This window comes from Xanthobacter tagetidis, from assembly GCF_003667445.1.
GTDB lineage: Bacteria > Pseudomonadota > Alphaproteobacteria > Rhizobiales > Xanthobacteraceae > Xanthobacter > Xanthobacter tagetidis.
Genome location: NZ_RCTF01000001.1, coordinates 69,149 through 81,414 on the forward strand (window position 1 = coordinate 69,149; position 12,266 = coordinate 81,414).

Genomic DNA, 12,266 nt, shown 5'->3' on the forward strand with positions numbered 1-12,266 from the left:
GTGCGCCGCGTGGTGCATCTGGGGAAACATCCGATGAGATACCTTTTTGCCCTGGCGGTGCTCATCGCCGGGCTCAGCCCGGCTGCGGCGAGCAAGTGGGACCTCTCCACCATGTCCTGCCAGCAGTTCGTCACCAGCGACAAGGACACGATCGCGCTCATCCTCACCTGGCTCGACGCCTATTACCGGGACGAGGACGACCCGCCGGTGATCGACACCGACAAGTTCGTCAAGAATGCCGAGAAACTCGGCGCCTTCTGCGCGGCCAACCCGCAGCTCGGCCTCATCACCGCGGCCGACAAGGTGTTCGACGAGTGAGGCGCCGGCGGGCGCCGGCGGCGCCCGCCCTTCGCCCGGCACGGGCCCGGCGCCGCGCCCGCTGGATCAATGGCCGCCGCCCGGCTATCAAGGACAGGCTCCGGAACGCGCACCTTGAACGCCCTGCAATGAAGCGCACACCATGAACGCCATCTCCTCGCTCAAGACCTTCTTCATCGACCGCGTGAAGGCCCAGGCGGCCCCGCCTTATGCCGAGGCGCACCGCCTCGGCGTGCCGGCGGACGACCCCCATGACGAATTGCCCGGCGGCCCGGTGGAGCAGATGCGCGACGCGGCGGACGGCCAGTCCTTCGCCATCGACTATGTGGACCATGCCGGCCACCCCAGTCACCGGCGCATCTCGGTGTGGGCGGTGGAGCGCAATCCCGAAGGGGTGCCGATCCTGATCGCCAAGTGCCACGAGCGGCAGGCGACCCGCGCCTTCCGGGTGGACCGCATCACCGGCGTGACCGACCTCGACGGGGCGCCGCGCGAGCCATTGGCCCGCTTCTTCTTCGACACCTTCGGCTTCGTCTGGCCGAAGGAGGCGATCCACGTCACCCTCGGCGATCCCGAGGAGGCCCGCTTCGAGCGCATCCGCACCATCGTGCGGCAGGCCGGCCTGCCGCTGCTCGCAGCGCTCTCCCTCGCCGACAAGGAGATGAACGCCGCCGAAGTGGAGGAGATGAGCTATTTCTGCGACCGCGCCTGCGCCGAGAAGGGCATCGACCTCACCGGCGCCGAGCGCGAGCGCCTGAGCGGCGTCATCGCCCGCATGCGGCCGACCGAGGAGACCGTAGACGGCGCCATCGACACGCTCATGGAGAGCGGGCACGACGCAATCTCGGTGCTGCTGCGCGCCGGGCTCAAGGTGGTGAGCGCCGACGGCGCGCTCAATGTCGAGGAGGCGGACATGCTCGACGCCTTCTGCTTCGCGCTCACCGGCCGCCACGTGCGCTGATGCCCTGAGGCTCACCGCACGGTGACGTCGGCATAGACCGGCAGGTGGTCGGAGCCGAACGCCGGCCCGATGCGCGCGCCATCGGTGCCGACGCCCCCCTTCACCGCCAGCCGGTCCACCGGCGCGCCGAGCCAGCGGGGCAGTTCGCGGCCGCGGAACAGGAACACGCGGGTGGACGGCGGCCAGGGCAGCGCCTCGGTGGCAGCGAGCCCCGCCGCATCCATGAAGCGGGCGAACTGCGGCGACCAGGGCGGGGTATTCCAGTCTCCCGCCACCACGACCCGCGTGCCCTCCGGCTCGGCGCGTACGTGCTGCGCGATCTGCGCAAACGTCGCCGCCCGCCGGTGCCAGTAGCGCAGGGTGCGCGGGCTCGGTGGATGGATGGCATAGACCACCAGCGGCGGGGCGCCCGGCGCCACCTGGATCTCGGCGCGCACCGCCACCGGCCGCCGCCGCCGCGCCTTCACCCCGCCCGGCCCGGGGTCGATGAGCGTGACGGTCATGGGCAGGCGGCTCAGCACGTCGACGGCGGCGAGGCGGCTGTCGAGGTCGGACGCCCTGTAGGGAAAGCCGTCCAGCCGATCGAGCGCCATCGGCCAGCCGAGCACGTCCTCCTGCACCACCAGGATGTCGGGGCGCACCTCGTCCACGCTGGCCCGGAACAGGGCCTTGTGGGGATTACTGTAAAGCAGGTTCGCCGACATGATGCGCACCGTGGGCGCCCCGGCTGCGGCGGGCGGGGCTGCGGGCACGGAGGAGACCGCGAGCGGCCACAGATTGAACAGCACGATCGCGCCTGCCGCCAGGACCGCCAGCCTTCGGCGGGCGAGAAGCGCGAGCGCGAGACCGGCGAGGCTCGCGACGAACAGATGCGGGCGGAAGAAGGTGAGCAGATCCGCCGGCCAGACCCATTGCGCGAACAGCGTGCCGGCCGAGACCAGCGTCAGCAGCACCAGGACGCCGTGGACGATCAGGCCGGAAAGGCCGAGGCGCCGCACGGGCGATATGGACATGCTCACGCTCACGCCAGCTCCCACGAATTCCGTCCGGCCACGTCACGGTCGCTGCATTGCAGCATCATGGGGCAATCTGTCTGCAATAAGGGCGAAAGCAAGCTCGAAGACGCCGAGCGGAGCTGCTCGGCGCGGGTGCCGCTGCGGCCCGGTTGCGGGGCATGGACCCGGCAGGCGGAGTGCGTCTGCCGGGCCGGGCGCTGATCCTACTTCTTGTAGGCGTCGATCACCGCCTTGCCGCTGTCGCCGGCCTTGGCGAGCCAGGCGTCGGTGAGGGTGGTGCCCACCTTCTCGAAGCCGGCCTTCAGCTCGGGGCTGGGCGGCGCGAGCTTCATGCCCTTGGCCGAGAGCTGGTCCATATACTGCTTGGTCTTGGTCTCGGCGAGCGCCCAGCCGCGCTCCTCGGCAGCGGCGGCGGCCTTCAGCACCGCCTCCTGCGTGGGCTTGTCGAGGGCGTCGAAGGCGGCCTGGTTCACGAACACCACGTTCTTCGGCAGCCAGGCCTGGATGTCGTAGAAATAGGGGATGCTCTCCCAGATCTTCACGTCCGTGCCGGTGGCCGAGGAGGTGATGAGCGCGGTCACGGTGCCGGTGGCGAGCGCCTGGGCGAGTTCCGCCTGCTGCACGGTGACCGCCTGGGCGCCGACTGCCTCGCCGATGCGGGAGGTGCCGGCATTGTAGGCGCGCCACTTAGCGCCCTTGAGGTCCTCCACCTTCTCCACCGCGGTCTTGGAGAACAGGCCCTGCGGCGGCCACGGCATGGCGTAGAGCACCTTGATGCCCTGGGAGGCGAGCTTCTTCTCGACCGCGGCGCGGGAGGCAGCCCACAGCTTCTTGGAGGCCTCGAACGAGGTGGCGAGGAACGGCACCACGTCGACGCCGAAGATCGGGTCCTCGTTCTCGTGCAGCGAGATCAGCACCTCGCCCGCCTGGGCCTGCCCGGTCTGCACCGCGCGCTTGATCTCCGGCGCCTTGAACAGCGAGGCGTTGGGGTGGAGCGTGATGGTGAGCTTGCCGCCGCTCGCCGCCTCCACGTCCTTCGCAAACTGGGCGAGGTTCTCGGAGTGCAGGTTGTCGGCGGGATAGGCGGACGGCAGGTTCCACTTGGTCTGCGCCATGGCGGGCGCCGCAAATGCCAGGGCCCCCGCCGCGATGACCGGGCCGAGGGTGCGCATCAACAAGGACATCGAACGTCTCCTTCGGGTTGATCCAGATCCGGCGAGGCCCCGCACAGCGGGGGCCTCATTGTCCGTAGGCAAGCTCCGGCAGCACCATGACGATCTGCGGGAACACAGTGATGATGGCGACTGCCGCAACGAGAAGAAAGAAGAATGGCAGCGCGGCGAGCGCCACCGTGTTCGAATCCTTGCCCGACATGGTCTGCAGCACGAACAGGTTGAAGCCCACGGGCGGCGAGACCTCGGCCATCTCCACCACCAGCACCAGGAAGATGCCGAACCAGATAGGATCGAAGCCCGCGGTCTTGATCATGGGGATCACCACCGAGGTGGTCAGCACGATCATGGAAAGCCCGTCGAGCGCGGCGCCGAGCAGGATGTACATGACGGTGAGCGCGGCGATCAGCGCGTAGGGCGACAGATGCAGGCTGTCCACCCATTGGGCCAGCGCCACCGGGATGCCGGTATAGGCCATGGAGGTGGACATGAAGGAGGCGCCCGCGAGGATCAGCATGATCATGCAGGTGAGCCGCGTCGCCCCCATCACCGAGGCCCAGAAGGCGGGCCAGGAGAGCGCGCCCTGCCACCAGGCGATGGCAAGCGAGCCGGCCACGCCCCAGGCGGCGCATTCGGTGGCGGTGGCCCAGCCGAGCAGCAGCGAGGCGAAGACGAAGATGATGAGCAGGCTGACCGGGATGAGGTTCGCCGATTCCTTCAGCTTCTCGCGCCACGGCATGGGCGGGTCGGCGGGCGGCGTCTTCGACGGGTTCAGCAGCGACCAGACGATGATGTAGCCGGAATAGAGCGCCATCACCAGGAAGCCGGGCAGGAAGCCGGCGAGGAATACCTGGATGATGGAGACGTTCGCCGCCACCGCATAGACCACCATGGTGATCGAGGGCGGGATGAGAATGCCGAGCGTGCCGGCGCCCGCCAGCGAGCCGAGGCTGACCTTCTCGTCATAGCCGCGCTTCTTCAATTCCGGCAGCGCGATCTTGGCGACCGTGGCGCAGGTGGCGGCCGAGGAGCCGGACACCGAGCCGAACAGGCCGCAGGCAATGACGTTCACGTGCATCAGCCGGCCCGGCAGCCAGTTGAGCCAGGGGGCGAGGCCGCGGAACATCTCGTCGGAAAGGCGGGTGCGGAACAGGATCTCGCCCATCCACACGAACAGCGGCAGGGCGGCCAGCGTCCAGGAGGCGGAATTGCCCCAGATGGTGGTGGCGAGCACCGCCCCGGCGGGGATGCCGCCGCCGACGAACTGCATGCCAACGAAGCCCACCACCAGCAATGCGACGGCGATCCACACGCCGCCGGCGAGCAGCACGAACAGGAGGAGGAGCAGCAGGCCGGAGATCTCGATCATCTCCATGATGCTAGACCCCGCTCTGCATGGCACGCTCGACCACTTCCTCGGCCGAGGCCGGCGGCGGCTTCTCGTAGCGCGGCTCACCGCCCCTGAGCGCGTGGACCAGTTCGTCGGCGAAGGCGATGGCGAGCATCACGAGGCCGACGGAATAGCCGAGCTGCGGCAGCCAGAGCGGCACGGCGACGACCCCCTGCGAGATGTCGTCGAAGCGGTAGCTGTCCCAGTTCAGGATCACCGCGTTCCAGGCGAAATAGCCCACGGTGAGCGTGCCGATGACGAGGCAGCCCAGCTCCACCACCCGCTTGGCGCGGCCCCTGAGCCGGTCGGTGACGAGGCCGACCCGGATCAGCTCGCCGGAGCGGAAGGTGTGGGCAAGGCCGAGGAAGGCGCTCGCCGCCATGGCCCAGGCGACGAAGTCGTCGCCGGAGGGAATGTTGAAGCCGACGATGCGCCCGATGGAGAGCAGCATCATCAGCACGAAGATGGAGATGAGGAACAGGCCCGCCAGCCATCCGGCGGCGAGATACAGGCCATCCAGCAGGCGGCGGATCATGGGCGGCTCCGGCCGGCGTGCCGCGCGGGCGGGCACACGGGGCGAGAAAATGGGCGGCGAGAAGATGGGCGGCGGGAGATCTGGTGGGGAGAAAACGGGTGGGATGAAAATGGGGAGCAGGCAAGCGGGTGGCGGAAATCCGACCCGCAAGAACCGAGCGGCGCGACGATCACTCCCATGAGGTCCCCTCTCCCGTCTCGCCTGCCGCACCAATCGGGCCGCGCGCGCCACCGCAGAGTGTAGCAAATCCCGAGCCAACGCCATGGCCACCGCCGGGCTGCGGAGGCAGAGGCATGCGCCCGGTCAGCGCCCGCTTGCACCCATGGGGCCGCCGGTTCTCACAGACAAGGCGAAGCATCAGATTCGCGCATTGAGCGTGACGCCCCGAGAATGCTACCCTCTAATTAGAGGAGATGCCGCAGGCCGGCTTTATCCGTAGATTTTCCCGGCTCGGCTGGATGGGTGGGCGAATCACCTGCGGGCGCCATGCGAGGGGGCGATGGAACTGCGGTCTGGGCCGGAGGCGGGTGATCGTGCGGGCCTGGCATGGCCCAAGCCGGATGCGGCGCGCGACTCGCCGCGCGCGCATGCGTGCCGTGCTGCCCATACGCGACTGCTGGCCTCGGTCGCCGGCGCCGCTTTGCTTCTGCCCGGTGCGCCAGCAGCCCGAGCCGCCGACGTCGTCATCGACAACGGCGACGTCGTGACCGTGCCAAGCCTCGCCGTTCCCTCTCCATGGACCGTCGGCGGCCAATTGACCGTCGGCGATACCGGCAGCGGCACGCTGAACGTCGTGGACGGCGGGACGGTCACCAGCGGCACCGTCCGCATCGGCAGCCAGGCCGGCGCGAACGGCACGGTCAAGATCAACGGCGACGGCTCGCTGCTGGACCTGTCCGCATCTACCCTCGGCGTGGGAGGTAGCGGCACAGGCACGCTGACCATCGAGGATGGCGGCAAGGCCAAGAGCGATGGCGCCGGCATCGGGCTGTCCGCAGGCTCGGTCGGGACCGCGACCGTCACCGGGACGGGCTCATCCTGGGAAATCGGCAACGGCAACTTTTTCATCATCGGCTTCAACGACACCAGCAAGGGCACGCTGACCATCGAGGACGGCGGCACGGTCACCAGCGGCTATACCATTGTCGGCGCCGAAGCCGGCGCGAAAGGCACCGTGACTGTGACCGGCGCAGACTCGCGCTGGGAAGTCGAGAACCTCATCGCCGTCGGACTGAATGGCACCGGCAAGCTCACCATCGCCGACGGCGCCACGGTGACCGCCACCGTGGTCGGCCTCGGAGCCGAGGCTTCCGGCAACGGCACGCTCAATCTCTCCGGCACCCCAGGCGCCCGCGGCGTCCTCGCTGTCGAAGGTCTGGGCGCCGGCAACGGCACGGCGAAGATCAATTTCGATGGCGGCGTGCTGCGCGCGACCGCCGACAATGCCTATTTCCTTCTCGACTTCACCGCCAGCGAGATCGACATCAAGGCCGGCGGCGCCTTCATCGACACGAACGGGAACAGCGTCGGCATCACCCAGGCGCTGCAGGGGGTGGGCGGCCTCACCAAGCAGGGCGCGGGCACGCTGACGCTGTCGGGCGCCACCACCTATGCCGGCGCGACGGTGATCGAGGCGGGCACGCTCGCCTTGACCGGCGCCGGCGCCATCGCCGCCTCCAGCGCGCTGACGGCGGACGGCACGTTCGACATCTCCGCCAAGAGCGCCGGCGTCTCCATCAAATCCCTGTCGGGCGCCGCGACCGGCGCCATCAAGCTCGGCGCCAACACCCTGACGGTCACGCAGAATGCCGCCGGCACCTTTGCCGGCGTGATCTCCGGCACCGGCGGGCTGTACAAGCTCGGCAGCGAAAAGCTCAGCCTCTCCGGCATCAACACCTATTCCGGCGACACCATCATCGATACCGGAACGCTCGCGCTGTCGGGCGCCGGCTCGATCGCTTCGTCGAGCAGGGTCTCGGTCTCCGGCACGCTGGACATCTCGGACACCACCTCCGGCGCCACCATCCACTCGCTCTCGGGCTCGATCTTCGGCTCGGTCGTGCTGGGCGGGAAGAACCTGACGGTGGTGCAGGACGCGTACGGCAATTTCGGCGGCATCATTTCCGGCACCGGCGGGCTCATCAAGCAGGGCGACGACTGGCTCTCGCTCCAGGGCGTGAACACCTATACCGGCGACACCACCATCGAAACCGGCAAGCTCTCCCTGATGGCCGACGGCTCCATCGCCGCCTCGCGCTCGGTGACGGTGGACGGCGCGTTCGACATTACGGCCACCAACTCCGGAACCACGATCCACACCTTGTCCGGCGCGTCCACCGGCTCGATCTTCCTGTGGGTGAAGCCGCTCACCGTGGCGCAGGATGCGGACGGCACGTTCGCCGGCGTCATCTCCGACACCGGCGACCTCGGCCGCCTGGTGAAGCAGGGATCGGCGACGCTCACCCTCACCGGCGCGAGCACCTTCGGCGGCGGCACCACCATCTCCGCCGGCACGCTGCAGATCGGCGATGGCGGCACCACGGGATCGATCGTCGGCGACATCGAGAACAATGCCGCCTTGGTGTTCAACCGGTCGAACGCCGCGAGCTTCGGCGGCGTCATCTCCGGCACCGGCACGCTCGGCAAGACAGGCGCGGGCACGCTCACCCTCACCGGCGTGAACACCTTCGGCGGCGCCACCTCCATCACGGCCGGCACGCTCGCTCTGTCGGGCGCGGGCGCCATCGCCTCGTCCAGCGCGGTGACGGTGGACGGCACGCTCGACATCTCCGCCACCGACGCCGGAGCGTCGATCAAGACCCTCTCCGGCGCCGCCACCGGCGCCGTGACGCTCGGCTCCAAGACGCTCACCGTGACGCAGAACGCCAACGCCACCTTCGCCGGCATCGTCGCCGGCGACGGCGGCCTGACGAAGCAGGGGACGGGCACCCTCGTGCTCACCGGCGCGAACACCTTCTCCGGCCTCACCACCATCTCGGCGGGCACGCTCCAGATCGGCGACGGCGGCACCACCGGCGCGCTCGCCGGCGCGATCCAGAACGATGCCGCCCTCGTCTTCGACCGCTCGAACACCTTTGCCGTCGCCAGCGCCCTCTCGGGCACGGGCACCACCGCGTTCCGCGGCGGCGGCACCGCGCTCCTGTCCTCGACCGGCACATATAGCGGCACGGTCACGATGGAAGACGCCAGCGTGCTGCTCCAGAACGCGGCCCTGGCCTCGGCCGGCTTCGTCGTGGCGGACGGCGGCCTCATGGCCGGCGGCGGCAGCATCGGCGCGCTCACGGTCGGCAGCGGCGGCACCGTGGCGCCCGGCTTTTCGCCGGGCACGCTCGTCGTGAACGGCCCGGTGACGTTCGAGGCCGGCGCGACCTACCGCGTGGACGTCACGCCGGACGGGCAGCACGACATCATCTCCGCCAGCGGCGCCGTCACCCTCTCCAGCGAGGCGCGGGTGGTGGTGGAGGCCGTGCCCGGCGCCTTCAAGCCCGGCACCGCCTACACCATCCTCACCACCACTGACCAGGTGAGCGGGCAGTTCGGCGGCATGGACGGCGGGGTGAGCGCCAACTACGCCTTCCTTGACCCCGGCCTCAGCTATGACGCGCAGAACGTCTATCTGACGCTGACCTATAACGGCACCGCCTTCACCACCTTCGCGCCCACCGCCAACACCGCCGCGACCGCGCGGGCCGCCCAGGCGCTCGGGCCGGGCCACCCGGTCTATGACGGCCTGATCCAATTGCCCGCCGGGCCGGACGTGGCGTTGGCCTTCGCCGCCCTCTCGGGCGAGGCCTATGCCTCCGCCAACACGGTGATCCAGCAGCAGTCGGTTTATGTGCGTGAGGCGGTGCTCGCCCGCCTCACGCAGGCCGTGATCGGCCCAGCGCCGACGCCGCTCGCCTACAGCAAGGCGCCCGCCGAGGCGCGCCTCGCGCCGGACCTCGCGCCGACGCTGTGGATGCAGGGCTATGGCGGCTGGGGCAACACGTTCGCGGATGGCAATGCCGCCGCCGTCTCCAACACCATCGGCGGCTTCCTCATGGGCGCGGACGTGGCGGTGTCCGACCAGGCCCGGGCCGGCGTGTTCGGCGGCTATGGCCGCTCGACCTTCGATGTGGACGATCGCGCCTCCTCCGGCACCATCGACAATTACGACCTCGGCCTCTATGCCGGCGCCCGCTTCGGCGCCCTCGCCGCGCGGGGCGCGCTGGCCTATTCCTGGCACGACGTTTCGGTCGACCGCACCGTCGCGTTCCCCGGCTTCGCGCAGGCGCTGCACGGCGGCGCCACCACCGGGAGCTTCCAGGCCTTCGGCGAGCTCGCCTGGCGCCTGACCTTGGGCGCAACCGACGTGGAGCCGTTCGCCGGCCTTGCCTATCTCGGTTTGTCGGGCGCGACCCTGCGGGAGAGCGGCGGGTCGGCGGCGCTGCGCGCCGAGATCGCGGGCATGGACACCTTCTACACCACGCTCGGCGTGCGGGCGGCGACGTCCTGGGAGGTGGTGGGCCGGATGCTGGTGCCGAGCGTCACGGTGGGCTGGCAGCATGCCTTCGGCGACACGACGCCCACCGCCGCCATGCTGTTTGCCGGCGGGACGCTGCCGTTCCAGGTGGCGGGCGCGCCGATCGCCGAGGATACGCTGATGCTGGGCGCCGGCCTCGCCTACGCCCTCTCCGGGGCGGCGAGCCTGTCGGTGGACTATAGCGGCCAGATCGCCTCCGGCGCGGCCCAGAACGCCGTCACCGGCCGCTTTTCAATGCGCTTCTGAGGCAGGGACCACCGCGGACGGCCTCGCCTGCGCAGACCGGCGCAGGCGGGGCCGCGCGCCGTCAGACAACGGCCGGGCGGACGGGAATGCGCATGGCGGTCGCGAAGGTGGCGAACGCCTGCCAGGCGCGCCGCTTCAGTTCGGGCGCGTCGGCCGCCTCCATCACCTCGATCAGCATGCCGGCATGGCGCGCCATCGGCAGCGAGCGCAGGAAGTCCGCCGCCTCGGCCATGCTCCGCAGAACGATGACGGTGCCGTCGCGCGTCACCTGGAGCGGCGAGAGGTCGTGGATCTGCATCGGTCTATCCTCCAAGCTGGTGGCTCGCCCCGTTCTTCCCCCACCTACCGGCCGATGACGTCCCCATTTTGAGGGAGACGTGGCCATTTCGTGGGGCGGGTGCATGCGCGGCTGGATACCTCTCGCCGGGCGACGGGAGCCCGAGCGGGATGCGGCGGCACAGGGAGGCAGGCGGCCTTGGAGGCGCGGGTTCGCAGGGCGGGTTCGCTTTGCGCGGCCATACCCCCTATTATGCGCGTGGCCGGCGCTGCGTCGGCCCTTGCGAGCGAGCGGCCAATCGGTGGCCGGGGATTCGTGACGACTTCGGATTGGAAATCTTTTGCAGGTTCTCGTCAGAGACAACAATATCGACCAAGCCCTGAAGGTCCTCAAGAAGCGCATGCAGCGTGAAGGCATCTTCCGCGAGATGAAGGCGCGCCGCGCCTTTGAGAAGCCCTCCGAGCGGCGCGTGCGCGAGCACGACGAGGCCGTGCGGCGTCATCGCAAGGCGGCGCGCAAGAAGGCCCAGTGGGAGGGCCTGATCGCGGCGCCGAAGCGGCGCATGAAGCGCCCCGCGACGAGCGGCACGACCGGCACCGCCGGAACCGCCGCCCGCTGACCTTCCGGCCGGACCGCGGGCGCGCGTCCCGGTCCGGCCTGCCCTTCACCACGAGCCCGTCAACGGAAGGGGCGCGTCAGTAGAAGGGGCGCGTGAGCTTCAATAGAAGGGGCGCGTGAGCTTCGCGTTGGCCAGCGTCTTGCCATTCACGTCCACAGCCTCCACCGCCCACGTATACATGCCGCCGAGGCAGGGCGGGCGGAAGGCGACCGCGCCGGTCGGAACGGTTCCGTTGGCGGGCAGCGGCAGCGCCGCCCCACCGAGATCACGCCCGCTCGGGCTCAGCAGAACGAAGCGCAGCTGGGTGGTGCCGGCCGGCACGTTGCCGACCTGGAATTCCGGGCTCTTGGGCAAAGGCGCGCACAGAACTGTCCCAAGCCAAGTATAGTCGAGGGTCATCTCGGCGGCGCGGGCGAAGGACGCGGACGCGCCGCCGCAGATCAGGCACACCAAAAGGCTCAAGGTCTTCATCGCCATCCCTCCGGCTTCCGGAGAGAAGCTCTGGGCAGGTTAGCATAATCTCAGCTGTTCGGAATGGACGGCCGAGGAAAAAGCGGTGCAGCATAAAACTTGTCGATCGCCGGCAAGATGTGTGGTAATAAAATTCCATGAGCACGAAATTTGAAATCGATGGTTGGGTCGAGTTTGTCGCAGGATTTCGCGCCCCCGCCGGGCGGTTTCGCATCCTGCGGGCGCTTCCGGCGGATCGCGGCGAACCCAGCTACAGGGTCAAGGGCGAGCGCGAGACCTTTGAGCGCGTGGCGCGGGAATCCGAACTGCGGTCGCTCGGCGCCGAATCCGCCGCCGGCTAGCGGCTCGACGCGGCGGGCGGCTCGATCCGGGCGGATGGAGCCCATCTGCTGCGCGCGCCCCCACCCTGAAGCCTAAGCCCCGCAAGGCCTAAGCCCCGCGGCGACATCGGCCGTGCCCGCGTCCCGCTCGCCGGACCGCGAATGGAGAGAATCCAGCTGGGCTCGTCCCCGCGGGAAAAGAGCCGGACTGCCCCCCGAAAAACGCTCAGAAAAAACGGCCTTGCCGTGAACACAATTGTCTTCTATCTTCCCAAAGTCTGATTTTGACGGCTGATTTTCTGGCGCATAAATCTCTGGTCCATGTCTTTGGCCTCCAGAGTTCCGCCGACGATAAACTCCTTCAATATCTAACCTACGCTTCACCCGATTTATCGGGT

Annotated in this window: 11 protein-coding genes; 5 read left to right on the forward strand and 6 right to left on the reverse strand. The window is 69.2% G+C overall.

Features of this window, described 5'->3' with window-relative positions; genetic code table 11:
• The first annotated feature begins 33 nt into the window (after positions 1-33).
• Positions 34-318, forward strand: a complete 285-nt coding sequence (locus D9R14_RS00280) for an HdeA/HdeB family chaperone (protein ID WP_121621303.1) — start codon at positions 34-36, stop codon at positions 316-318.
• 142 nt (positions 319-460) lie between these two features.
• On the forward strand, positions 461-1,279 hold the full coding sequence (locus D9R14_RS00285) for a WYL domain-containing protein (RefSeq protein WP_121621304.1): 819 nt from the start codon (positions 461-463) through the stop codon (positions 1,277-1,279).
• Between the two features lie 11 nt (positions 1,280-1,290).
• On the opposite strand, the gene D9R14_RS00290 is transcribed toward D9R14_RS00285, so the two are convergent.
• The 4 genes from D9R14_RS00290 to D9R14_RS00305 all read right to left on the reverse strand — a co-directional run bounded on the left by D9R14_RS00290 (position 1,291) and on the right by D9R14_RS00305 (position 5,392).
• Positions 1,291-2,292 carry an endonuclease/exonuclease/phosphatase family protein gene (locus D9R14_RS00290; RefSeq protein WP_121621305.1) on the reverse strand — a complete coding sequence of 334 codons (1,002 nt, stop codon included), beginning with the start codon at positions 2,290-2,292 and terminating at the stop codon, positions 1,291-1,293.
• 206 nt (positions 2,293-2,498) lie between these two features.
• Positions 2,499-3,473, reverse strand: a complete 975-nt coding sequence (locus D9R14_RS00295) for a TRAP transporter substrate-binding protein (protein WP_394010215.1) — start codon at positions 3,471-3,473, stop codon at positions 2,499-2,501.
• Between the two features lie 61 nt (positions 3,474-3,534).
• The gene (locus tag D9R14_RS00300; protein WP_121621306.1) at positions 3,535-4,842 is read right to left on the reverse strand and encodes a TRAP transporter large permease; all 1,308 of its coding nucleotides are present in this window, start codon (positions 4,840-4,842) and stop codon (positions 3,535-3,537) included.
• 4 nt (positions 4,843-4,846) lie between these two features.
• A complete protein-coding gene (locus tag D9R14_RS00305) occupies positions 4,847-5,392 on the reverse strand; it encodes a TRAP transporter small permease (protein WP_121621307.1) in 546 nt (181 codons plus the stop codon).
• Positions 5,393-6,095: 703 nt separating this feature from the next.
• Here D9R14_RS00305 and D9R14_RS00310 point away from each other — a divergent pair.
• Positions 6,096-10,181, forward strand: a complete 4,086-nt coding sequence (locus D9R14_RS00310) for an autotransporter domain-containing protein (RefSeq protein WP_170168426.1) — start codon at positions 6,096-6,098, stop codon at positions 10,179-10,181.
• A gap of 61 nt (positions 10,182-10,242) precedes the next feature.
• Here the strand turns inward: D9R14_RS00310 and D9R14_RS00315 are convergent, their stop codons facing one another.
• A complete protein-coding gene (locus D9R14_RS00315; RefSeq protein ID WP_121621309.1) occupies positions 10,243-10,479 on the reverse strand; it encodes a hypothetical protein in 237 nt (78 codons plus the stop codon).
• Between the two features lie 319 nt (positions 10,480-10,798).
• Here D9R14_RS00315 and rpsU point away from each other — a divergent pair, with 319 nt between their 5' ends.
• The gene (gene rpsU / locus D9R14_RS00320; protein WP_121621310.1) at positions 10,799-11,077 is read left to right on the forward strand and encodes a 30S ribosomal protein S21; all 279 of its coding nucleotides are present in this window, start codon (positions 10,799-10,801) and stop codon (positions 11,075-11,077) included.
• Between the two features lie 99 nt (positions 11,078-11,176).
• Here the strand turns inward: rpsU and D9R14_RS00325 are convergent, their stop codons facing one another.
• On the reverse strand, positions 11,177-11,548 hold the full coding sequence (locus D9R14_RS00325; protein WP_147452919.1) for a hypothetical protein: 372 nt from the start codon (positions 11,546-11,548) through the stop codon (positions 11,177-11,179).
• 137 nt (positions 11,549-11,685) lie between these two features.
• Here D9R14_RS00325 and D9R14_RS00330 point away from each other — a divergent pair, with 137 nt between their 5' ends.
• Complete coding sequence (locus D9R14_RS00330; RefSeq protein ID WP_121621312.1) at positions 11,686-11,889, forward strand: hypothetical protein; 204 nt, start codon at positions 11,686-11,688, stop codon at positions 11,887-11,889.
• Positions 11,890-12,266 lie beyond the last annotated feature (377 nt).

Excerpts from the sequence above, each read along its gene's own strand:
- D9R14_RS00280 (WP_121621303.1), top strand. The coding sequence starts at position 34 with ATGAGATACCTTTTTGCCCTGGCGGTGCTCATCGCCGGGCTCAGCCCG.
- D9R14_RS00285 (WP_121621304.1), top strand. The coding sequence starts at position 461 with ATGAACGCCATCTCCTCGCTCAAGACCTTCTTCATCGACCGCGTGAAG.
- D9R14_RS00290 (WP_121621305.1), bottom strand. The coding sequence starts at position 2,292 with ATGTCCATATCGCCCGTGCGGCGCCTCGGCCTTTCCGGCCTGATCGTC.
- D9R14_RS00300 (WP_121621306.1), bottom strand. The coding sequence starts at position 4,842 with ATGGAGATGATCGAGATCTCCGGCCTGCTGCTCCTCCTCCTGTTCGTG.
- D9R14_RS00305 (WP_121621307.1), bottom strand. The coding sequence starts at position 5,392 with ATGATCCGCCGCCTGCTGGATGGCCTGTATCTCGCCGCCGGATGGCTG.
- D9R14_RS00315 (WP_121621309.1), bottom strand. The coding sequence starts at position 10,479 with ATGCAGATCCACGACCTCTCGCCGCTCCAGGTGACGCGCGACGGCACC.
- D9R14_RS00325 (WP_147452919.1), bottom strand. The coding sequence starts at position 11,548 with ATGAAGACCTTGAGCCTTTTGGTGTGCCTGATCTGCGGCGGCGCGTCC.
- D9R14_RS00330 (WP_121621312.1), top strand. The coding sequence starts at position 11,686 with ATGAGCACGAAATTTGAAATCGATGGTTGGGTCGAGTTTGTCGCAGGA.